Genomic DNA, 22022 nt, shown 5'->3' on the forward strand with positions numbered 1-22022 from the left:
TGGGAGCGCTCCCACACACCCGCGCCTCCCAGTGGAAGGCAGGCGGCGACCGCCCGTCAAGACCGCCGACGCAACAAACGCCTCAGCCCCCACACCGCGGCCACCACGCCGGCCACCGCGGCGACGGTGCCCACGCCGAAGCGTCCACCCCCGTCGGGACCGGCCCCGGTGGAACTCGAACCGCCCTGCTTCGACGGCGACTTGGCGGAGCCGTCGGCCTCCGGCGCGTCGCGCACCTGCACCGGGCTGCCGGATCCCTCACTGCCGTACAGCAGCTTGGTGCCGTCCACGCTGTAGGTGACGGACTCCCCCTGCCTCTGGAGCGGCACGTCGAGCTGGCCCACGCGCTTGATCCTGCCGCCGTTCCAGTCGTAGTGGATGCCGCCGAAGTAGCCGCGCACGGCGAGGTGCGTGCCGTCCGGGGACAGGGCGGCGTCGGTGGCCCACAGGTCGACGGGGGCGATCGGCCTGAAGACGTTCGTGCCCGAGGGGGACAGTTCGGCCGGGCCCTCGTAGAGGTGACCGCCGTCCTCCTTCTTGTCGATGATGTAGACGCGGCCCGTCTTCGGGTGCACGACCATCGACTCGGCGTTGCGCGGGCCGTCCGAGTACTTCACGACGTACTGCGTGGCCCGGATCGTCTGGTCCTTCAGCTCCTTCGGCTCGGGCAGCCGGTAGATCCACACGTAGGGCCAGGAGCCGTCGAGGTTGTCCCCGATGTCGCCGAGGTAGATCTGGTTGCCGGGCCCGATCGAGATGGCCTCCGCGTCGCGGGGTTTGCCGATGCCGCTGAGGGTGATGGTGGCGACGGTCTCGCCGGTCCTGCCGTCCACGGCGTAGATCTGCGGGCCGTAGCCGCTGTCGTTGTGCGTCCAGTGGACGCCGGGGTGCAGGTGCGAGGCCGCGAGGCCGCTGGACTCCTTGATCCGCGGGTCCTTGATCGTGAACCCGTCGTCGCCGTCGGCGGCAAGGGCGGCGGGCGCGGCGAGCGCACCCACGAGGAGGGCCCCGGCGAGCAGGGCGAACGGTCGGCGCATCCCCCAAGCCTGCCATCCGGTACGTGTGTTCACACGGCGTGGTGGGCCTCACGTCGCGCCGCTCCCGCCCGTCGTTCATGATGAGCGGATGCTCAGGTTCATGCCCGTCGGTGACTCCATGACGATCGGCAGCGCGGGCGAGCACACCTGGCGCTACCGGCTGTGGCAGCACCTGTGCGGAACGTACGGGGGCCCGTTCACGCTCGTCGGCCCGCGCGAGACGCTCTACGACACGTCGGCGGACGCGCCGGTCTCCCTCGCCTACGCCGATCCGGACTTCCCCCGCGCCCATCTGGCCGGCTGGGGCGAGGGCTGGGGGCACATGGCCCCGCTCATCGGCGACGCGGTGCGCGAGTGCCGCGCGGACGTGCTGCTGGTCTCGCTCGGCCTGATCGACCTGGGCTTCTACACGAACCCCGAGCAGACGGCGGTCAACGTGGAGGCCTTCGTGCGGCAGGCGCGGGCCGCCGACGCGCGCGTCCGCGCGGTCGTGCTCCCGGTGATCCCGAACATCCGGGCCGCGGCCGACCCGCCCTTCGCCGCGCAGATGGACCGCTTCAACGAGCTGCTCGCCAAGGCGGTGGCCGACCTGGACGAACCCTGCTCCCCGCTGCTCCTGGCGCCCCCGCCGCCGACGTACGACATCCACACGGACACCTACGACGGCACCCACCCGAACCAGAGCGGCGAGCACAAGATCGCGGCCGCGTTCGCCGGGGCGCTGCACCGGGGGTGGGGGTGGGGCGGGGAGTACGAGGGCTGACCGCTCACTGGCATATGCACGCCGCTCCGTGACCCGGACGCCGTGCGTATCGTTGTACCGCGCGGCTGCGCTCGTCCGCGGGGCAGCCGGGGAGGAGTGCCACGATGTCCGTCCTGGAAGACAGGATCCCGATGGCCGAGGAGTGCAACGAGCTGACTCTGGACTTGATGTTCGAGTGGCTCGAGAAGATGCCCGTCCCCGAGGGAACGAAGGTCGAGATCGTCGGGGGGAACATCTTCATGTCGCCGCAACGTCACACCCACTGGCAGATCATCTTCGACATCGCCCGACAGCTCAGCGTCAGGTACCCCGCCAAGCGGCTGGCCTCGGATGTGCGCATCGATTTTCCCGGGCGCCTGAACGGATTCGCCTGTGACGTCGCGGCGATGACCGACCGCTCGGTGCAGGACGCCAAGGGCCGCTGGCACTACCGGGACATCGAGTTCGTGGCCGAAGTCATCTCCGAGAACACGGCCGCCAATGACTACGGCCCCAAGAAGCTCACCTACGCCCTCGCCGAGGTTCCCGTCTACCTCATCGCCGATCCGTACGAAGGCGAATGCCGTGTCTACACCCACCCCCTGAACGGCGACTACACGACCGAGACGAAGCTGCCCTTCGGCGAGGACCTCGACCTCACCGACTCTCCCCTCGGTCTCGTCCTCAGGACCGGTGACTTCCCCCGCGACTGACCACCCCCGTCGCCCCGTCCGCGACCCCCCTTGCATCGAGCGCACTCCAAGACGTTGGCTTGTGGACCATGAAGTACACACAGCTCGGACGCACAGGACTCAAGGTCAGCCGACTGGTGCTCGGCACGATGAACTTCGGTCCGCAGACCGACGAGGCGGACAGCCACGCGATCATGGACGCGGCGCTGGACGCGGGGATCAACATCTTCGACACGGCCAACGTCTATGGGTGGGGCGAGGACAAGGGCCGCACCGAGTCGATCATCGGCAACTGGTTCGCCAAGGGCGGGGACCGGCGCGACAAGGTCGTCCTGGCCACCAAGGTCTACGGGAACATGTCCGCGGACAACTCCAACGTCTGGCCCAACCACGACAAGCTCTCCGCCGTGAACATCCGGCGGGCCGTGGACGCCAGCCTCAAGCGGCTGCGGACCGACCACATCGACGTCTACCAGTTCCACCACATCGACAGGGCCACGCCCTTCGAGGAGATCTGGCAGGCCGTCGACGTACTGATCCAGCAGGGCAAGATCCTCTACGTCGGCTCCTCCAACTTCCCCGGCTACAAGATCGCCCAGGCCAACGAGATCGCCGCGCGGCGCTCCGGCACCATCGGGCTGGTCAGCGAGCAGTGCCTGTACAACCTCGCCGAGCGGCGCGCCGAGATGGAGGTGATCCCGGCCGCGCGGGACTACGGCCTCGGGGTCATCCCCTGGTCGCCGCTGAACGGCGGGCTGCTGGGCGGTGTGCTCAGGAAGCAGGTCGAGGGCGGCCGGCGTGCCTCCGGCAGGTCCGTCGACGCGCTCGCCGACACCGCCATGCGCGACCGGATCCAGGCGTACGAGGACCTGCTCGACAAGCACGGTCTGGAGCCCGGCGAGGTCGCGCTGGCCTGGCTGCTCACCCGGCCCGGCGTGACCGGCCCGATCGTCGGCCCGCGCACCGCCGAGCAGCTCGCGTCGGCGCTGCGGGCGGTCGAGCTGGAGCTGAGCGAGGAGCTGCTGACCGGGCTCGACGAGATCTTCCCGGGACCGGGTCCGTCTCCGGAGGCCTTCGCCTGGTAGGCGCCTGCCGCGCCGCCCCGGCGGCCGTACCGGCCCTGGCGGCCGTGCTCCGCGTCACCTGCCGAGCGCGGCCGCCATGGCGACGACGACGAACATCAGCACGAGCGCACCGGCCATGATCCGGTTCCGGGTTTTCGGGTCCACGTACTCGAGACTAACCGGCCGCCCGCAGTGGCCAGCGGCCGACCGGTTCGTAACGGGGCTGTTCCCCCGGCACCCCGGACACCGGCAGCAGGCTGCGCACGAGGACCAGCTCCTCCACGGTCCAGGCGCTGCTCGCGAAGTCCCACAGCGCCTGGACGTACGGCCGTACGTCCAGGCCGTCCCGGCTGCGCGCCACCGTCAGATGGGCCTTGTAGGGGCGGTGCTCCCCCATCGGCACGCCCGCCTTCCGCGCCGCCGCGTCCGCGCGCCCGGCCAGCAGCCGCAGGGCCGCGAGGTCGCCCTCCGCCCCCGTCCACAGCGCCTTGCCGTGCCCGAACTGCCCTCCCCCGCGCAGCGCGAGCGAGAAGGCCCCGGTCCGGTGCGCGGCCGTCTCCAGCCGGGCCGACAGCGCGGGTACAACCTCCTCGTCGACTTCGCCGTAGAAGGCCAGCGTGAAGTGCCACCCGGGCCGCTGCGTCCACCGCAACCGGTCCGCACCGGGCAGCTTCCGCAACTCCGCGACCTCGTCGGCGAGCCCCCGGAGCACATCCCGCGGCGGCAGCACGGCGGCGAAGAGTCTCATGACCCCAGTGTCCTGCCACACACCCGGGCGTGACGTGGTCACCGTGCGTATCGTTGTACCGCGCGGCTGCATGCGACCAGGCAGCAGCGGGGAGGAGCGGCACAGCGACTGCTCTTGCAGACAGGATCGAGATGGCCGACCAAAGCGACAAGCCCACACTCGACGAGATGTTCGAGTGGCTGGAGCAGATGCACATCCCCGAAGGTTTCAAGACCGAGATCGTCGAGGGGGGCATCTTCGTGACGCCACAGCGGGACACCCACTGGGAGATCATCGCGGCCATCTACGACCAGCTGCGCACCAAGTACCCGCGCAAGCGCGTGAAGTCCGATGTCCGCATCGACTACCCAGGACACCTCAACGGCTTCGCGTCCGACGTCGTCGCCCTCGCCGAGGACGCCCAAAAGGACGAGAAGGGTCACTGGCGTCCCGGGGACGTCGAGCTGGTCGCCGAGGTGATCTCCCAGGGCACGGCCAGGAACGACTACGGCCCGAAGAAGGACGCCTTCGCGGCAGCCGAAGTGCCGGTGTACCTGATCGTGGACCCGTACACCGGCACGTGGCACCTGCACACCCTGCCGAAGGACGGCGAGTACCGGGGTGTCCTCAGCCTCGACTTCGGCGACGAGGTCGACCTGAACGACACCCCCGTCGGCCTTGTCCTCAAGACCGACGAGTTCCCGCGCGACTGACCCGTTCCCGCCGGACCGGACCTCCCCGGGCTACGCCACCGCCGCCAGTTCCTTGCCTTGGCCGCGGGGGACCAGGTTGACCTTGGGGTGGCCGTGGTGCCAGGCGATCGAGAGGCGCAGGCCGCCGACGCGGGTCAGGACCAGGCCGATGGTGGCGGCCGCGGCAAGGGAGACGATGCCGCCCACGGCGAAGCCGACGCGGGCGCCGTAGGCGTCGGTGATCCAGCCGACGAGGGGCGCGCCGAGCGGCGTACCGCCCATGAACACCATCATGAACAGGGCCATCACCCGCCCCCGCATGGCCGGGTCGGTGCCCATCTGCACCGCGGTGTTCGCCGTGACGTTGACCGTCAGGCCGAATATCCCGATGGGCGCCATCAGCAGCGCGAACAGCCAGTACGACGGGGCCGCCGCGGCGACGATCTCCAGCGCGCCGAAGGCCGCGGCGGCCGCGATGAGCACGCGCAGCCGGGCGGTGCCGCGGCGGGCCGCGAGCAGGGCGCCGACCAGGGAGCCGACCGCCATCACGGTGTTGAAGAGGCTGTAGGCGCCGGCTCCGGCGTGGAAGACGTCGTCGGCGTAGGCCGACAGCCACACCGGGAAGTTGAAGCCGAAGGTGCCGATGAAGCCGACCAGGACGATCGGCCAGATCAGCTCGGGACGGCCGGCGACATAGCGCAGGCCCTCGCGGAGCTGGCCCTTGCCGCGCGGGGCGCGCTCGACGACGTGCAACTCGCGGGAGCGCATCAGCAGCAGGCCTGCGATGGGCGCGACGAAGGACAGGCCGTTGGCGAGGAACGCCCAGCCGGTGCCCACGCCGGTGATCATCAGGCCCGCGACGGCGGGACCGATCAGCCGCGCGGACTGGAAGTTCGCGGAGTTCAGGCTGACGGCGTTCTGGAGCTGCTTCGGGCCGACCATCTCCGAGACGAAGGACTGGCGGGCCGGGTTGTCCAGGACCGTGGCCAGGCCGACCGCGAACGCGGCGACGTAGACGTGCCACACCTGGACCTGGCCGGTCAGGGTGAGCGCGGCGAGCGCGAGGCCGGTGACGGCCATGGCCGACTGGGTGGCGAGCAGGGTGGGCCGCTTGGGCAGGCGGTCGACGAGGACGCCGCCGTAGAGGCCGAACAGCAGCATCGGCAGGAACTGCAGGGCCGTCGTGATGCCGACGGCGGCCGAGGAGCCGGTGAGGCTCAGGACCAGCCAGTCCTGCGCGATGCGCTGCATCCAGGTGCCGGTGTTGGAGACGACCTGGCCGAGGAAGAACAGGCGGTAGTTCCTGACCCTCAGCGAGCTGAACATCGAGGACTTGCGGGATGTGTCGGGGGCGGTGCGGGAGTCGTGGGTGGTCGGTGCGGGGGCGGAGTCTGCTCCGGATCCCGTACTCAAAAGGGTTCGCCTCCTTGGCCGGCTGCTCACTCGCCGAGTGGTACGTGTTCTACAGGTGTGCGAGCTTCTCCAGTACGGGGGCGGCGGCGCTCAGTTTGGCCCACTCGTCCTCGTCCAGACCCTCGACCAGGCCGGCCAGGAAGGCGTTCCGCCTGCGGCGGCTCTCCTCCAGCATCGTTTCGGCCTGGGCGGTCCTCGTGACCACCTTCTGACGCCGGTCCTCGGGGTGGGGCTCCAGGCTGACCAGCCCCTTGGCTTCGAGCAGCGCCACGATGCGGGTCATCGACGGCGGCTGCACGTGCTCCTTGCGGGCGAGCTCGCCCGGCGTGGCGCTTCCGCAGTTGGACAGGGTGCCCAGCACCGACATCTCGGTGGGGCTCAGCGACTCGTCGACCCGCTGGTGCTTGAGCCGACGGGACAACCGCATCACGGCGGAGCGCAGGGAGTTCACGGCGGCAGCGTCGTCGCCATGGGTGAGGTCCGGCATGTTCTTTAGCGTAACTCATTACTCTCGCTAAATACCACCGGGGACACACCCTGCGCCCGTGACTCCCGCCACTGAAGTTCTCATCACTCTTTCGGGTGATCCCGGTGCGGAACATGACGCCTCGCGCGTAAGGGGCCCGCGACCCTCGTGTCCATGGGGACCAGTGTGCTCAGCCTGCGCATGGACCACGAGCTGCTCGAACGGCTCAGGTGCCATGCCGCGAAAAGAGGAATGAGCGTCCAGGACTATGTCGTCCGGACGCTCATTCGGGATGACTTCGACGAGCGGTTCCAGGCCGCCGTCGAGGAGACAGAGAGGTTCTACGGGGTCACCTGACCCCGTAGATCAGGTCAGGCCGAGGGCCGGCATCAGGTAGTAGAAGGCGAAGACCGCCGCCACCACGTACATCGCCACCGGCACGTCCTTGCCGCGGCCGGCCGCAAGGCGCAGCACCACGAAGGTGATGAAGCCCATGCCGATGCCGTTGGTGATCGAGTAGGTGAACGGCATCATCAGCATCGTCACGAAGGCCGGGATGGCGATCGTGTAATCCGCCCAGTCGATCTCCTTGACCGAACCGGACAGGATCAGGAAGCCCACCGCGAGCAGCGCCGGGGTGGCCGCCTGGGACGGCACCATGGTGGCGATCGGGGTCAGGAACAGCGCCACGGCGAACAGCGCACCGGTGATGACGTTGGCGAAGCCGGTCCTCGCGCCCTCGCCGACGCCCGCCGTCGACTCCACGAAACACGTGGTGGCGGAGGAGGAGCTGGCGCCACCGGCGGCGACCGCGATGCCGTCGACGAAGAGGACCTTGTTGATGCCGGGCATCTGCCCCTGGGCGTCGGTCAGCTTCGCCTCGTCGCTGATGCCCATGATCGTGCCCATGGCGTCGAAGAAGGTCGACAGCAGCACGGTGAAGACGAACAGGACGCCGGTGAGCACACCGACCTTCCCGAAACCGCCGAACAGGCTGACCTTGCCCAGCAGGCCGAAGTCGGGGGTGCTCACCGGGCTGCCCGGCCACTTCGGGGTGGTCAGACCCCAGGACGGCACCTTGGCGACGGAGTTGATCACGAGCGCCAGGACGGTCATCGCGATGATCGAGATCAGGATCGCGCCGGGCACCTTGCGCAGGATCAGCGCCAGCGTGAGCAGCGCGCCCAGGATGAAGACGAGAACCGGCCAGCCGTTGAGGTGACCGTCGGCGCCGAGCTGGAGCGGGACGGTGGTGTGGGCGGCGTCCGGGATACGGGAGACGAAGCCGGAGTCGACGAGCCCGATCAGCATGATGAACAGGCCGATACCGATGGCGATGCCCTTGCGCAGGCCGAGCGGCACAGCGTTCATCACGCGCTCACGCAGGCCGGTGGCGACCAGCAGCATCACCACGAAACCGGCGAGGACGACCATGCCCATGGCGTCCGGCCACGTCATGCGCGGCGCGAGCTGGAGCGCGACGACCGTGTTGACGCCGAGGCCGGCGGCGAGCGCGATCGGCACATTGCCGATGACACCCATGAGCAGCGTGGTGAACGCGGCGGTCACGACGGTGGCGGTGACGAGCTGGCCGTTGTCGAGCTGGTGCCCGTACATGTCCTTCGCGCTGCCCAGGATGATCGGGTTCAGCACGATGATGTAGGCCATCGCGAAGAAGGTGGCGAAACCGCCGCGGATCTCCCGGGAGAGCGTGCTGCCCCGTTCGGAGATCTTGAAGTAGCGGTCGAGGGCGCCGTACGGGGGCGTACCCGGCTGCTCGGGGGCGGAAGCCTTGGCGGTGGCCGAGGTGGACATGCGGGAGACCTCAAGGGTGCGGGTGAGTAGGAGTTCCGGGCCGGACCGAGGAGCAGAACAGACACCAACAGGTTCCCCCAGGTCCCTGCCGCGACTCTGTTGTGCATTCCTACGAAGAGAAGTGGCCAGACTCGGACCGTTTCAGTATGAACATATGAAGCACAAAAGACCATCTCCGCGCGTAGACCACGCCTCTGCCAGGGACGGGACGCTTCTCCCTCACGCCCCGTAAGCTGATCCCCATGGCGAAGTGGACCCCCAAGCACGAGGCGCCGGAGCCCCTGGAGGGCCCCGTGGTCGCCACCATCACCGGCGGCACGATCGTGTGGTTCGTCCTCTTCCTCGTCCAGCTCCCCTTCTACGGCTGGTTCGACGACCACGGCCGCGCCTGGTGGGTGTGGACCTGCCTGGCCGGCGGCGGCCTGGGCCTGATCGGCATCTGGTACGTCCGCAAGCGGGACGCCGCCATCAAGCGGGACGCCGCGGAGCGGGCGGGGCTGCCGCAGCAGCCGACGTCCACGGAATGACGTCCGTGACGTCCGCCGAACAGGGACCTCGTCAGCGGACGACGTCGGTGTCGCAGCCGGTGTCGTCGAGCTCGGCCGCGAACGGAGCCCCCTCCCAGTCGCCGGCGACGGTGACGGCACGGGCTCCGCACAGACCGGCGATCCGAAGGCACTCGGTCGGGTCCGCCGCGTCGAGCACCCCGCTGAGGTAGCCGGCGGCGAACGCGTCCCCGGCGCCCACCGGGTCGACCACGGCGACCGGCCGGGGCCGCTGCCGGTGGACGGCGCCGTCGACGCAGGCGACGCTTCCGGCGGAGCCGAGCTTGATCACGACCTGACCGGGACCGAGCGCGGCGATGGCCCTCGCCTGCCGCTCGGGGTCCTTCTCGCCGGTGAACAGCAGGGCTTCCTCGGTTGTGGCGAAGAAGATGCCGGACTTGCCGAGCAGATGGCTCAGCACCGGGCGGGCCCGGTCCTCGTCCCACAGCCGGGAGCGGAAGTTGGCGTCGAAGGAGACGGTGACGCCGTGCTCCCCGGCGATGGTGACGGCCCTGTGCACCGCGTCGGACGCGGACGCGCTCAGGGCCGGAGTGATGCCGGTGACGTGCAGGATCCTCGCGCCCGCGATCAGGTCCTCGTCGAGGTCGGCGGGCGCGAGGCGGGAACCGGCGCTGTTGGCGCGGTAGTAGCCGACCTGCACCCGGCCCGAGGCCTGGCGGGTCTTGAGCATCAGGCCGGTCGGCGCGGGATCGCGCACGATCGAGGTCGAGACGGCCTCGGCGCGCAGCTCCCGGGCGATGAGCGCGCCGACCTCGTCCGTGCCCAGCCGGCCGATCCAGTGCGCGGCGCGGCCGAGCCGGGCCAGCCCGATGGCCACATTGCTCTCGGCGCCGCCGAAGCCGAGTCGCAGGGTGGGCTGCCGGATCAGCGGCATGTCCGCCGGCTGGGTGAGCAGCCCGATGGACTCGCCGAGGGTGACGACTTCGGGACCCATCGCGCTCACACCGCTTCCTCGATCGACGTGAACAGGGTGGCCGCGCGCCGGGCGATCACCGACACGTCGCCGTCGCGCAGCGCGCTTCCGGTGAGCGCGCCCCCCAGGCTGACCGCGACCGCCCCGGCGGCCACGTACGAGCCGGCGCTCTCCACGGTGATCCCTCCCGACGGGACGAACGGGATGCCGGGGAACGGTTCGCGCAGGCTGCGCAGATGGCCGGGGCCGGCGGTGGCGGCGGGGAAGATCTTCACGGCGTCCGCGCCGAGGGCGTGGGCCCGCATCACCTCCGACGGCGACCATGCGCCGACGATGCTCGGCACCCCGTGTCCGGAGGCGATCCGGGGCAGTTCGTCGACCAGGCCGGGCGAGACGGCGAACCCGGCTCCGGCGTCGATCGCGGCGCGGGTGAGGGCCTCGTCGGTGAGCGTGCCGGCGCCGATCACCGCGTCGGCCGAGAACTGCCGGACGGTCCGTTCCAGGACGGCCGGGAAGTCCGGTGTGGTGGCGGTCAGCTCGATCACTCGGACGCCGGCGCGTATGAGCGCGGCCACGGTGGTGACGAGGTGCTCGGTCGTCGCGGGCCGCAGCACGGCCACGACACGGGTCCCGGTCAGGGCCGGGGGCAGGGGCAGGGGGGCCGCCGATCGGGCCACGGAGCAGCTCCTTCGGGATGGGGGGGCGGGCCGCCCGGTCGCCGTCGACGAGGCGGGTCACGCCGTGGGTCGGGGATGGTCAGCGGAACCTGGTGGCGCTCAGGCCGCGCCGCGCGAGCGGGCTGCGGCCGGGTTCGTCACAGGGGGCGATCGTGGTCATCCGCGGCCTCCCCACCGCTGCGAGACGGCGCGGGCCGCCGCTGTCACCAGGGGCACCACCCGCGGGACCCGCTCGGCCGGCAGGCGCTCCTCGGGCGCGGACACGCTGATCGCGTGGGTCGCGGCCCCGGTGGCGTCGAAGACCGGGGCGGCGACGCAGCGCACTCCCGCCTCGTTCTCGACGTCGTCGATCGCCCAGCCGCGGGCCCGGGTCCTCGCGAGCTCGGCGCGCAGCGCGTCGCCGTCGGTGATGGTGTTCCCGGTGCGCGGGGCCAGGCCCGCCGCGATCACCGCGTCGACGACGGCGGCATCGGCGTGCGCGAGCATGGCCTTGCCGACGCTGGTGCAGTACGCCGACTGGGTGCTGCCGACCCGCGACGCCATCCGCACGGGAAGCGGGCTGTCGACCTTGTCGACGTAGACCACGTGGGGGAAGTCCGCCGTGACCAGGTGGACGGTCTCGTTCGTCGACTCCGACAGGTCCTTCAGCACGTCGCGTGCGTCGCGGTGCGGGTCGTTTCCGGCCAGGTACACCTGGCCGAGCTGGGCGTTGCGCCAGCCGAGCCGGTACGCGCCGCCCGGCAGGACCTGGACGAACCGGGCGTCGACGAGCGGTTGCAGCAGGCGCAGCGCCGTGGACTTGCTCAGGCCCTGCTGTGCGGCCAGCTCGGTGAGCGTGCGGCCGCGGCCCTCGGTGTCGTCGCCGAGTCCGATGAGGATCCCGAGCGCCCGGCGCAGCGAGGCCGAGTTGTTGCGTGCGCCGGGGGTGGGGGCGAGCGGATCGGTCAAGGCGGGCCTCCTCGTCGCATCGGCGTGCCGGGTCTCGCGCCGAGCGTGCCGAGCATCATAGGGCACGCTGAGTGCAGTGCAAGGCGTTGTTCTGCAGTGCACAACACGAAAGGGGCAGGTCGCGCGTCCCTCCCGTACGACCGCCGTACGAGCCCCGCTCCTCCCCAGGTCGGATCTTCCGCCTCCTCGACGAGTGAAGCCGCACGACCGCACGTACCGTCGAATGCATGACGCACATCGACGCGGGCGCGGAACTCGACCCCGTGCACCCCGTGCCCGTGACGGCGGTCCGGTCGACCGGACTCACCTCCGCCGAGGTCGCGGAGCGCATCGCCCGCGGCGAGATCAACGACGTGCCGGTGCGCAGCAGCCGCTCCCTGCCCGACATCGTCCGCGCCAACGTCTTCACCCGGTTCAACGCGATCATCGGCGTCCTGTGGCTGATCACCCTGTTCGTCGCCCCGATCCAGGACAGCCTGTTCGGCTTTGTGATCATCGCCAACACCGGCATCGGCATCATCCAGGAGTGGCGGGCGAAGAAGACCCTCGACTCGCTCGCCGTCATAGGCGAGGCCCGCCCCACGGTGCGCCGCGACGACACCGCCGTCGAGATCGCCATCTCCGAGATCGTGCTCGGCGACCTCATCGAGATCGGCCCCGGCGACAAGGTCGTCGTCGACGGGACCTGTGCCGAGACCGACGGTCTGGAGATCGACGAGTCGCTGCTCACCGGCGAGGCGGACCCCGTCGTCAAACGGCCCGGTGACCGTGTGATGTCCGGCAGCTTCGTCGTCGCCGGCGGCGGCGCCTTCCAGGCGACCAGGGTCGGCCGCGGCGCCTACGCCGCCCAGCTCGCCGAGGAGGCCTCCCGCTTCACGCTCGTCCACTCCGAGCTGCGCACCGGCATCTCCACCATCCTCAAGTACGTGACCTGGATGATGGTCCCGACCGCGATCGGCCTGGTCATCAGCCAGCTCGTGGTGAAGGACAACGACCTGAGGGAGTCCGTCGCACGCACCATCGGCGGCATCGTCCCCATGGTCCCCGAGGGACTGGTCCTGCTCACCTCCGTCGCCTTCGCCATCGGCGTGATCCGGCTGGGCCGCAAGCAGTGCCTCGTGCAGGAACTGCCCGCCATCGAGGGCCTCGCCCGCGTCGACACCGTCTGCCTGGACAAGACCGGCACCCTCACCGAGGGCGGCATGGACGTCACCGAGCTGAGGTCGCTGGACGGCTACGACGAGTCGTACGTGCGCAAGGTCCTCGGCGCGCTCGGCGAGTCCGATCCGCGCCCCAACGCCTCCCTCCAGGCGATCATCGCCGCCTGCCCGGACAGCGAGGAGTGGCGCTGCGTGGAGTCGCTGCCCTTCTCCTCCGCCCGCAAGTACAGCGGCGCCAGCTTCAGCGAGGGCGACGGCGAGTCCAGTACGTGGCTGCTGGGCGCCCCGGACGTGCTGCTGCCCGCCGAGGCCCCCGCGCTCGCCGAGACCGGGCGGCTGAACGAGCAGGGCCTGCGCGTGCTGCTGCTCGCCCGCGCCTCCCGCGACCTGGACGATCCGGAGGTGGCCCGGACCGTGCGGCCGGCCGCGCTCGTCGTGCTGGAGCAGCGGCTGCGGCCCGACGCCGCCGAGACCCTGCGCTACTTCGCCGAGCAGGACGTCCGCGCCAAGGTCATCTCCGGCGACAACGCGGTGTCCGTCGGCGCGGTCGCCGCGAAGGTCGGCCTCGACGGGACCGCCGTCGACGCCCGCCGGCTGCCCGCCGGGCGGGAGGAGATGGCCCCGGTGGTGGCCGGAGGCACGGTGTTCGGGCGGGTCACCCCGCAGCAGAAGCGGGACATGGTGGGCGCCCTCCAGTGGCGCGGGCACACGGTCGCGATGACCGGCGACGGGGTGAACGACGTACTGGCGCTGAAGGACGCGGACATCGGCGTGGCGATGGGCTCGGGGTCGGAAGCCACCCGGGCGGTCGCGCAGATCGTGCTGCTGAACAACAGCTTCGCCGTCCTGCCGTCCGTGGTCGCGGAGGGGCGCCGGGTGATCGGGAACATCACGCGGGTCGCGACCCTGTTCCTGGTGAAGACGGTCTACTCGGTGCTGCTGGCGGTGCTGGTGGTGTGCGCGCAGGTGGAGTACCCGTTCCTGCCGCGGCATCTGACCCTGCTGTCCACGCTCACCATCGGCGTGCCGGCCTTCTTCCTGGCCCTGGCCCCGAACACGGAACGGGCCCGGCCCCACTTCGTACGGCGGGTCATGCGCTACGCGGTGCCGGGCGGGGCGGTGGCCGCCGTGGCGACCTTCGTGACGTATCTGGTCGCCCGCCACCACTACACGGGGCCGGGCGCCCTGGACGCGGAGACCAGCGCGGCCACGCTGACGCTGTTCCTGGTCTCGATGTGGGTCCTGGCGATCGTCGCCCGCCCCTACACCTGGTGGCGGATCACGCTGGTGGCCTCGATGGGCGTGGCGTTCCTCGTCGTCCTGGCGGTACCCGCGTTCCAGGACTTCTTCGCGCTGAAGCTGGAGGGGACGACGATGCCGTGGCTCGCGGTGGGCATCGCGGTGGTCGCGGCGGCCGTCCTGGAGTTCCTGTGGAAATGGACGGGCCGCCGCTTTCCCGACTAGTGCTGTGGCCGGAAAGCCGGGTGGCTTACTTCTTCACACGGACCAGGTCACCCGCGGCGTTGACCGCCGGGGTGGTGGAGTTGCCCGCGAAGACGAAGCGGTAGTAGCCGTCGGCGGTGGCCTTCGTGGTCGTCTTGAAGGTGCCCGCGGAGTTCGCCTTGACGGTCTTGAGCGTCTTGTAGGTGGTGGTGCCCTTCTTCTTGAACTGAAGCTTCACCGCCTGGCCCTTGTAGACCGAGTACGTGCCGCTCTCCCAGTTGGCCCGCGTCAGCTTCCCGGTGACGGTGACGGTCTTGCCCTTCTTCACCGGCTTGGGCTTGCCGCTCGTGGTCAGCTTGGAGTTGCGCTGCACCAGCGTGGTGCCGAGGGCGCCCTTCTCGGCGTAACCGACCTGGCTCAGGTCGAAGTCGCGCGACATGGGGTCCTGGCCGTTGAGCGCGACGGCATAGGCGCCCGCCCGCCAGGTGCCGGCGTCGATGTTGTCCAGGTCGCCGTCCGCCGGGTAGATGTCGATCTTGATCTTGCAGGTGGCCGCGGTCTCCGAGGTGACGGAGCAGCGGGCCAGGTCCTCGCTGGAGAGTTCGTTCTGCGGCCTGTCGAAGGAGCCCTTGTACAGGTAGGCCTCGGTGAAGAAGTCCTCGGCGCGCACGTCCACGTCGGCGCCGAACTTCATGGTGTAGGTGATCGTCGTGGACACGCGGTTGGTGGTGCCGACCTTGAGCGCCTTGGCGACCTTGAGGTTGGAGAAGGTGACGCCCAGGTCGTACGGCATGTCATCGTCGCCGGCGACGCTGGCCTTGATCCCGGCCTTGGCGGTGGACGGCGCGTGGACAGCCTGGAAGATCTTCGCGGCGTCCGCGCGGTGGGTGGAGGGGCCGGCGGCGTGCGCGGCGGGCACGGCGAGAGCGGAGAGGGCCAGGGCGCCGGACACGGCGGCCACAGTGGCTCGTATACGCATGCGTTTCCCCAAGTGGAGAAAGGGGCCGGGCGCCGGTCGTTCCTCGCGGTCCGTCTTCGGCGCGGGGCCCAATGATCGTGTGGTCTGTCTGACTCACATGATCAGATCCCCGACCCGTGAAGAAGGTTGCACGGAAATCTGGATTTCCTGTGAGCGGCCTGTCCGTGCCGTCCGTGCCTGGCAGGCGCCCGCTCCCTGAGGCCGGCCCTGGAGAGTCCGGGCCGGCCACCCGGCGAGCGGGTTACTTCTTCACACTGACCAGGTCACCCGTGGCGTTGACCGCCGGGGTGGTGGAGTTGCCCGCGAAGACGAAGCGGTAGTAGCCGTCGGCGGTGGCCTTCGTGGTCGTCTTGAGGGCGCCCGCGGAGTCCGTCTTGACGGTCTTCAGCGTCTTGTAGGTGGTGGTGCCCTTCTTCTTGAACTGAAGCTTCACCGCCTGACCGCTGTACCCCGAGTACTTGGCGCCATCCCAGTTGGCCCGCGTCAGCTTGCCGGTGACGGTGACGGTCTTGCCCTTCTTCACCGGCTTCGGCTTGGCGGCCGTGGTCAGCTTGGACAGGCGCTGGACGCTGAAGCTCTTGGCGTTCTCCTTCATCACGTAGTCGCCGTCCGTGGCGGAGGCGACCGCCCACACCTTCCAGGTGCCGGCGACGGAGTTGATGAGGTTGTCCAGCGGCTTCAGGGTGAAGGTGGCCGTGCAGTTCGACGTCGTGGCGTTGACCTTGGTGCACTTCGCGCGCCCGTCACGGCTGTTGGCAACCGCGCCGCTGTCGGACTTCTCGATGCTCGAACCGTGGTACAGGATCGGCTGCGCGAAGTCGATGCCCGAGTCGTCCGTGGCGGTGAAGGTGACGGTGACGCTCTTGGCGCCCGTGGCAGTGACCACGACCGGCTTGCCGCCGTTCACGACGACATTGGAGATCTTGGTGTCTCCATCCACCTCGTCGGCGTGGGCGGCCGGGACGGCGAGAGCGGAAAGGGCCAGGGCGCCGGACACGGCGGCCACAGTGGCTCGTATACGCATGCGTTTCCCCAAGTGGAGAAAGGGGCCGGGCGCCGGTCGTTCCTCGCGGTCCGTCTTCGGCGCGGGGCCCAATGAAGGTGGAGTCTGTCTGACTCACATGATCAGATCCCCGACCCGTGAAGAAGGTTGCACGGGAATCTGGATTTTCCGTGCCCGCCCGGGCGACGGCCGCGACCGGCCGCCGCCGGGGCAGAGCCGGTGCCGCCTACTTCACGCTGACGAGGTCGGCCTTGGCGTCGACCGCCGAGGTGGCCGAGTTCCCCGCGAACGAGTAGCGGTAGTCGCCGGTGGCCGTGGCCTTGGTCGTGGTCTTCAGCCCGCCCTTGGAGTCCGTCTTGACGGTCTTCAGCGTCTTGTAGGTGCTGGAGCCCTTCTTGCGGAACTGGAGCTTCACCGGCTGGGAGGCGTAGCCGCCGTACTTCAGCGTCTCCCAGTTGGCCCGGGTGAGCGCGCCCGTGACCGTTACGGTCTTGCCCTTCTTCACCGGCTTGGGCGTGGCGCCGGTGGTCAGCTTGGCGGCGCGCTGGAAGAGGAAGGAGCCGGCCTTCTCCTTCCAGATGTAGTCCCCGTCGTTGGCGTCGATCCACGCATCGACGTACCAGCGGCCGGCGTTCTTGTTGCTGAGGTAGTCGACCTTCGGGTCGACCTTCACCGAGCCGGTGCAGGTCGAGGTGGTGGCGTTGACGACGGTGCAGGTCGGCTTGCTGCTCGTGGCGAATCCGAAGCCGGGGCCCTCCAGCGTGAACGAGTCGGCCCGCTTGATGCCCGAGTTGTCCGTCGCCGTGACGCTGACCTTGATCGTCTTCAGCCCGGACGTCGAGATGGCCACCTTGTTGTCGCCGTCGACGACGACCTTGGTGATCTTGACGTCGCCGAACCCGCCGTCGGCCTGCGCGGCCGGGACGGCGAGGGCGGACAGGGCCAGCGCGCCGGTCACGACGGCGGCTGAAGCACGAATGCGCATGTGTTGTCCCCACGTTCAGGAGGCCGGGCGCCGCGGCTAGTGCCCGGTCCATGTCTGAGGAGCCTGCTGACTCCACTGACATGACCGGGGACGGAAGTGAAAGGTTGTACGACTGATGACGGATGTGCGGAGGATGCGTGAAGGCCGGGGGCCGCCTAGACCAGCAACTCGCCGTTGCGGGCCACCACTCGTCCGCCGGACATCACGAGTTCGCGCCGAGGGGACCGCATCAGGGCGTCCTGCACGTTCTCGGCGTCGACCAGCACGATGTCCGCGCGGGCGCCTGCCGCGAGGTCGTGGACGCCCCGGTGCACGAAGCCCGCCGCGCGGGTGGTGGCGAGTTCCACCGCGTAGCCGAGGCCCTCGTCGGTCCGCAGGTCGTGGAGCCGCGCGAAGTCCAGGGCCACGCGCAGCAGATCGCCGTCGCCGAACGGGGGACCACAGGTCGCGGATCCCGTCGGTGCCCAGACCCACCGGCATCCCCCGGTCCCGCATCCCGCGCCAGGGCAGCGGCGCCGTGCCCACCGGCGCGACCGTCGACCAGGAGACGCCGGCCTCGGCCAGCTCGTCGAGCAGGTCGGCCTGCCGGCCCGCCGGCAGCTCCCCGAGGGCGAAGCCGTGGGAGACGTTGACCTTCCCGCGCAGCCCCGCGCGACGGGTGCGCTCGGCGATGAGCTCGAACTGGAAGGCGCCCAGCTCACCACCGTCGTGCAGGTGGATGTCGACACCGACCCCGCGCCGCTCGGCGATCTCGAACAGCCCGTCGAGCTGCTTCACCGGGTCGCGGTCGATCGCCGCCGGGTCGAGTCCGCCGACACTGGTCGCCCCGTTCGCCGCCGCCTGGTCCAGCAGGTCCAGGACGCCGGGCCGGCGGATCACCCCGTCCTGCGGGAACGCGACGATCTCCACCTCGATCGCGCCGCCGAGCGCCTCCGCCGCCCCGCGGACGGCGTCGATCCCCCGCAGGCCGATACCCAGGTCGACGTCGACGTGGCTGCGCACCGCGGTGACGCCGTGCCGCAGGAACTCCCTCAGCACCGTGAGGCTGTTGTCCACGCCGGGAATGCCGAGCGCGTCCCGCTCGGCCCGCTCGTGCGCGATGCGTCCCGCGATGGTGGACTCGCCGCCGTAGGACACCCATGGGCGGCCCCACCAGCTCTTGTCCACATGGGCGTGCGCGTTGATGAAGCCGGGCAGGGCGAGCAGTCCTCCGCCGTCCACACGCTCACCGGGCTCGCCCGCGGCACCGGCGGGTACCAGGTCGCGGATCTTCCCGTCGGAGACGACGATGTCGACGGCCGCCATGCCCCAGGGGCGGACATTGGTCAGAGTCAGATCAGCCATGCCGAAATGGTATACCGGGGGGCCGTACGTCGGACTCGCACCAAGACGGCTCGCCGTGCGCGACGATCGCGCGCAGGCCACCCTTGAGGCGCCCTGATCCAGCGCCCCGCGAGACGGCGGCTATTTGGTATACAGGTTCAGTCGAACCAGCGATCCCGTGCCAGTTCCTCCGTCCGGGACGGGTCCTCCAGGAGTGCCGCGACCTCGAAGCGGCGCGGCCACTGGCCCGACGCCCAGGCGAGGCCGGCGGCCACGCCCTCCAGGGTGGCCGCGTGCAGGACGCCGTCGGAGGTGAGACGCCAGTCCAGCCCGGTGCCGTCGACGACCAGTTCCTCGTGCTCGACGTAGGTGCGGGGGGTGCGCGCTCCGAGCAGGATCCGGACCGGCTCCGGCACGTCGTGCTCGGCGCCCTCGGAGTCGACCTCGCCGGTGACGGACTCGCTCAGCCGCCGCACCTGGAACAGCTCGGCCAAGTCGGCCGCCAGCGCGGGCCGTACGGGCAGCAGCGGGACGCCTCCGGTGAACGGCAGCAGGTCGGGCGAGTCGCACACCACGGCGTCGGCGGCGTCCACGACCTCCACCCGGCCGTCGACCACGGCCCGCACCTCGTCCGGCAGGGTCACCTGTTCCGGGTCGAGTTCGGCCAGCGCGCCGTACAGGGCGTGCAGTTGGGCGGGCGCGACGGGTCGCTCGGGATCGGCGAGCCGTTCCAGCAGCTCCGCGGCACCGCCCGGTTCCTCGAGCAGCGCGGCGACGCTCGTACGCACGCCGAGCGCCCGCAGCACCTGCTCGTCGTCGAAGCCGGAGGCGTCGGCCTCCTCGTACAGTCCGCGCAGCAGCGGGTCGGAGCCGGCGGCGCGCAGACCGGCCGGACGGCGCCCGCCGAGCACCGGATGCCCGCGCAGCCACCACGCGGTGTACGGCCGGACGATCTCGTGGGTGCCGTCGGGCAGCAGGATCCGCACCGGCTGGGTGAGCGCGTCCCGCAACGGCGGCTGGGCCAGCAGCGCGAGCGCCCGGGGCCACTGGTCGTCGTCGACGATGTCCAGGTCGCGCACGGCGACGATCTCGGTGGCGACCGGCGGCACGGGGGTGTCCGGGAACCGGTCGAGCAGGTCCTCGCACCACACGTCGACCGCGTCGAGCAGCCCGGGATCGTCCGGTTCGGGGAAGTCCCCTTCACGCGGGTCGAGTTCGTCCGGGTCGAGGACGACGTCAGTGGCCCGGACCAGGGCGAAGTTGGCGAGCACACCGCACGCGGCGAGCGGCTGCTCTCCCCACTTCCCGGCCAGCTCGGCGTCCACGGCCGGGAGTTCACCCTCGCGCATGAGGCGGGCGAACGGGCCTCCGGGCAGGACGAGTTCGCCCGCCGGGGCGAGTTCGCCGTCCTCGTCGGGCAGGGCGAGCGCGCCCAGCCAGGGCTCTTCACCGGGTTCGATTCCGGCGTCCCGGACCAACGCGAGGACGGTCTCGGCGAGTTCCTCGGCGTCCGGGGTGTCCTCGTCCCATCCACCGGTGTCCTCGTCGAGGGAGGCGGCGACGGCGGCCCGCACCTGCGGGGTGGTGAGCACGGCACGCGGTGTCGCGGGCAGGGCGCCGAGCTTCTCCAGGAGGGGATGGACGGCGTCCGGGTGGGCGACCTTCAGACCGAGCCGGGCCAGCAGCTCCGGGTCGGCGAGGGCGGCGCCGGCGACGGGCAGCAGGACCTGCCGCGGCCCGATGGTGGTACGGCTGTCGGCCAGCGGCACGGGCAGCCCGGAGAGCCGGTCGGGGTCGACGCCCGCGAGGCTGTCGTACAGGCTCCTCCACCAGCCGGGCTCCTTCTCCAGGCCGGCCAGCCGGTCGACGGCGTCGGTCAGCGGCAGGCGGGCCACGCCCAGCGTGCGCAGTTCCACGCGCCGTTCGAGTCCGGCGGGCAGCAGGGTGGGCAGCACCTCGGCGAGGACGCGCACGGTGTCGGCGCCGGCGCCCTCGACCACCTCGGCGTCCCGGGGGCGGAGGGTTTCGGGCAGGTCGGAGTCGTCGTCCTGATGGGCGGCGGCCACGGCCGCGGGCGGCAGGAAGGAGGTGCGCGGCAGCCGGTCGAGGACGGCCTGCCGCAGCGCGCCGTCCAGTTCGCCCTTGCCCAGAGGTCCCGGCACGAGGTCGATGACGCCCTCGGCCACCGGCCGCCAGCCGGCGAGGAGTTCGGCGTAGGCGTCGGCCGCGCGCTGCACGAGGAAGTCGGTGAGCGGGCCGGGCGCGGTGTGGCGGCGGGTGCTGTCCAGCGGGAACGAGGCGATGAGCAGGGCCGGCACGCCGAGGGGTTCCTCGCTGGGGGTGGGCGCGTGGACGACGGGGCTGCTGCGGGGGCGGGCCGGGCTGCCGTCGGCGTCCACCGGGACGGCCCAGGTGACCGACCAGTGCGGGCGCAGGCGCTCCTCCACCGGGCGGTCGGCGAGGAGTTCGGGCGTGAGCGCGCCGTGCGCGCCCGCCGTACGCCAGCGGGTTGTGCCCTCGCGCGTGTCCTCCACGACGGTCAGGGCGCCCTCGGTGCGGCGGCGCAGGGTGCGCGGTGCGGCGTCGCCGATCTCGACCACGACCTCCTCGAGCCCGGGCAGGGCGAGGAGCAGGGCGTCGTCGACGGCGTGCAGGAGGCGTTCGGCGAGGTCGGCGGCGGCCGCGTCGCGCAGGCGCAGGATGACGACCGTGTCGTAGGGGCCGGGCGCGGTGCCCTCGGCGGCGAACGGCAGCCGCAGCAGCGGTACGTGTCCTTCGCGGCGGCGGATCTCGTCGCCGAGGCCGGGGCTGTGCCGTGCGGTCTCCTCGGCGAGCGCGCGGGCCTCGGCCAGCGACCACCGGACACCGCCGTGCCGGCCGACGACGGCGGGCTCGTCGGTGACGGCGAGGACGGCGGCGAAGCCGACGCCGAAGCGGCCGACGGCGCGGTCGCGGGCGTCGTCGCGCTTGGCGGACGCCCGGAGCGTGGCCAGCGACTCCACACCGGCCGCGTCGAGCGGAGCGCCGGTGTTGGCGGCGAGCAGCACGCCGTCGCGCAGGGTGAGCCGCAGCCGGCCGGGCACGTCCGCGCGGGCGGCGGCGTCGGCGGCGTTCTGCGCCAGCTCGACGACGAGCCGGTCCCGGTAGCCGCCGAGGACGAGGTCCTCCTCCGCGTTGGCGTCCTCACGGAACCGGGCCGGGCTGGTGGCCCAGGCATCCAGCACGCCGCGGCGCAGGCGCGCGGTCCCGAACGGATCCCCTCCGGCGGACGGCTGCACCAACATGCTCACGTTCACTCTCCTCATCGGCGTGACGACGAAGGTACCGCGCAGGGGAGAGGCCATTCGCCCGGCGGACGGCCGGACCGGTCAAGACCG

The 22022-nt window shown here is 71.0% G+C and carries 20 protein-coding genes; 7 read left to right on the forward strand and 13 right to left on the reverse strand.

The window, feature by feature from the left end; translation table 11 throughout:
* Positions 1 to 56: 56 nt before the first annotated feature.
* Positions 57 to 1037 (reverse strand): WD40 repeat domain-containing protein, encoded by a 981-nt coding sequence (locus OIE49_RS16435; protein ID WP_326802984.1) that lies wholly within the window; start codon positions 1035 to 1037, stop codon positions 57 to 59.
* Positions 1038 to 1125: 88 nt separating this feature from the next.
* Here OIE49_RS16435 and OIE49_RS16440 point away from each other — a divergent pair, with 88 nt between their 5' ends.
* The 3 genes from OIE49_RS16440 to OIE49_RS16450 all read left to right on the forward strand — a co-directional run bounded on the left by OIE49_RS16440 (position 1126) and on the right by OIE49_RS16450 (position 3556).
* Positions 1126 to 1800: a GDSL-type esterase/lipase family protein gene (locus OIE49_RS16440; protein WP_326802985.1), complete on the forward strand. Its 675-nt coding sequence runs from the start codon at positions 1126 to 1128 to the stop codon at positions 1798 to 1800.
* A gap of 104 nt (positions 1801 to 1904) precedes the next feature.
* On the forward strand, positions 1905 to 2492 hold the full coding sequence (locus OIE49_RS16445; protein WP_326802986.1) for a Uma2 family endonuclease: 588 nt from the start codon (positions 1905 to 1907) through the stop codon (positions 2490 to 2492).
* Positions 2493 to 2560: 68 nt separating this feature from the next.
* On the forward strand, positions 2561 to 3556 hold the full coding sequence (locus OIE49_RS16450) for an aldo/keto reductase (RefSeq protein ID WP_326802987.1): 996 nt from the start codon (positions 2561 to 2563) through the stop codon (positions 3554 to 3556).
* Positions 3557 to 3710: 154 nt separating this feature from the next.
* Here OIE49_RS16450 and thpR read toward each other — a convergent pair whose 3' ends face one another.
* Positions 3711 to 4283: an RNA 2',3'-cyclic phosphodiesterase gene (gene thpR / locus OIE49_RS16455; RefSeq protein ID WP_326802988.1), complete on the reverse strand. Its 573-nt coding sequence runs from the start codon at positions 4281 to 4283 to the stop codon at positions 3711 to 3713.
* Positions 4284 to 4414: 131 nt separating this feature from the next.
* On the opposite strand from thpR, the gene OIE49_RS16460 reads away from it, so the two are divergent.
* A complete protein-coding gene (locus tag OIE49_RS16460; RefSeq protein ID WP_326802989.1) occupies positions 4415 to 4975 on the forward strand; it encodes a Uma2 family endonuclease in 561 nt (186 codons plus the stop codon).
* 30 nt (positions 4976 to 5005) lie between these two features.
* On the opposite strand, the gene OIE49_RS16465 is transcribed toward OIE49_RS16460, so the two are convergent.
* Both OIE49_RS16465 and OIE49_RS16470 read right to left on the reverse strand, forming a co-directional pair.
* Positions 5006 to 6367 carry an MFS transporter gene (locus OIE49_RS16465; RefSeq protein ID WP_326802990.1) on the reverse strand — a complete coding sequence of 454 codons (1362 nt, stop codon included), beginning with the start codon at positions 6365 to 6367 and terminating at the stop codon, positions 5006 to 5008.
* A gap of 49 nt (positions 6368 to 6416) precedes the next feature.
* Positions 6417 to 6854, reverse strand: coding sequence for a MarR family winged helix-turn-helix transcriptional regulator (locus OIE49_RS16470; RefSeq protein ID WP_225074618.1), 438 nt, complete (start codon positions 6852 to 6854; stop codon positions 6417 to 6419).
* A 153-nt stretch (positions 6855 to 7007) separates the two neighbouring features.
* Between OIE49_RS16470 and OIE49_RS16475 the strand changes: the two genes are divergently transcribed.
* Positions 7008 to 7190 carry a ribbon-helix-helix protein, CopG family gene (locus tag OIE49_RS16475; protein WP_141360185.1) on the forward strand — a complete coding sequence of 61 codons (183 nt, stop codon included), beginning with the start codon at positions 7008 to 7010 and terminating at the stop codon, positions 7188 to 7190.
* 9 nt (positions 7191 to 7199) lie between these two features.
* Here OIE49_RS16475 and OIE49_RS16480 read toward each other — a convergent pair whose 3' ends face one another.
* On the reverse strand, positions 7200 to 8648 hold the full coding sequence (locus OIE49_RS16480; protein WP_100568983.1) for an NCS2 family permease: 1449 nt from the start codon (positions 8646 to 8648) through the stop codon (positions 7200 to 7202).
* 242 nt (positions 8649 to 8890) lie between these two features.
* Here OIE49_RS16480 and OIE49_RS16485 point away from each other — a divergent pair, with 242 nt between their 5' ends.
* Positions 8891 to 9175, forward strand: a complete 285-nt coding sequence (locus OIE49_RS16485) for a DUF2530 domain-containing protein (RefSeq protein ID WP_326802991.1) — start codon at positions 8891 to 8893, stop codon at positions 9173 to 9175.
* 31 nt (positions 9176 to 9206) lie between these two features.
* Here the strand turns inward: OIE49_RS16485 and OIE49_RS16490 are convergent, their stop codons facing one another.
* The 3 genes from OIE49_RS16490 to OIE49_RS16500 all read right to left on the reverse strand — a co-directional run bounded on the left by OIE49_RS16490 (position 9207) and on the right by OIE49_RS16500 (position 11752).
* Positions 9207 to 10148, reverse strand: a complete 942-nt coding sequence (locus OIE49_RS16490; protein ID WP_326806248.1) for a sugar kinase — start codon at positions 10146 to 10148, stop codon at positions 9207 to 9209.
* A gap of 5 nt (positions 10149 to 10153) precedes the next feature.
* Positions 10154 to 10804 (reverse strand): bifunctional 4-hydroxy-2-oxoglutarate aldolase/2-dehydro-3-deoxy-phosphogluconate aldolase, encoded by a 651-nt coding sequence (locus tag OIE49_RS16495; protein ID WP_326802992.1) that lies wholly within the window; start codon positions 10802 to 10804, stop codon positions 10154 to 10156.
* Positions 10805 to 10960: 156 nt separating this feature from the next.
* Complete coding sequence (locus OIE49_RS16500; protein ID WP_326802993.1) at positions 10961 to 11752, reverse strand: IclR family transcriptional regulator; 792 nt, start codon at positions 11750 to 11752, stop codon at positions 10961 to 10963.
* Between the two features lie 227 nt (positions 11753 to 11979).
* Between OIE49_RS16500 and OIE49_RS16505 the strand changes: the two genes are divergently transcribed.
* Positions 11980 to 14376, forward strand: coding sequence for an HAD-IC family P-type ATPase (locus tag OIE49_RS16505; protein WP_326802994.1), 2397 nt, complete (start codon positions 11980 to 11982; stop codon positions 14374 to 14376).
* Between the two features lie 25 nt (positions 14377 to 14401).
* On the opposite strand, the gene OIE49_RS16510 is transcribed toward OIE49_RS16505, so the two are convergent.
* The 5 genes from OIE49_RS16510 to OIE49_RS16530 all read right to left on the reverse strand — a co-directional run bounded on the left by OIE49_RS16510 (position 14402) and on the right by OIE49_RS16530 (position 21935).
* Positions 14402 to 15334: a hypothetical protein gene (locus tag OIE49_RS16510; protein ID WP_326802995.1), complete on the reverse strand. Its 933-nt coding sequence runs from the start codon at positions 15332 to 15334 to the stop codon at positions 14402 to 14404.
* Between the two features lie 241 nt (positions 15335 to 15575).
* On the reverse strand, positions 15576 to 16358 hold the full coding sequence (locus tag OIE49_RS16515) for a DUF5707 domain-containing protein (RefSeq protein WP_326802996.1): 783 nt from the start codon (positions 16356 to 16358) through the stop codon (positions 15576 to 15578).
* A 205-nt stretch (positions 16359 to 16563) separates the two neighbouring features.
* Positions 16564 to 17322 (reverse strand): calcium-binding protein, encoded by a 759-nt coding sequence (locus tag OIE49_RS16520; RefSeq protein WP_326802998.1) that lies wholly within the window; start codon positions 17320 to 17322, stop codon positions 16564 to 16566.
* 36 nt (positions 17323 to 17358) lie between these two features.
* Positions 17359 to 18666 (reverse strand): amidohydrolase family protein, encoded by a 1308-nt coding sequence (locus OIE49_RS16525; protein ID WP_326802999.1) that lies wholly within the window; start codon positions 18664 to 18666, stop codon positions 17359 to 17361.
* Positions 18667 to 18803: 137 nt separating this feature from the next.
* A complete protein-coding gene (locus OIE49_RS16530; RefSeq protein ID WP_326803001.1) occupies positions 18804 to 21935 on the reverse strand; it encodes a sacsin N-terminal ATP-binding-like domain-containing protein in 3132 nt (1043 codons plus the stop codon).
* Positions 21936 to 22022 lie beyond the last annotated feature (87 nt).

The sequence above is a fragment of the Streptomyces sp. NBC_01788 genome (assembly GCF_035917575.1).
GTDB lineage: Bacteria > Actinomycetota > Actinomycetes > Streptomycetales > Streptomycetaceae > Streptomyces.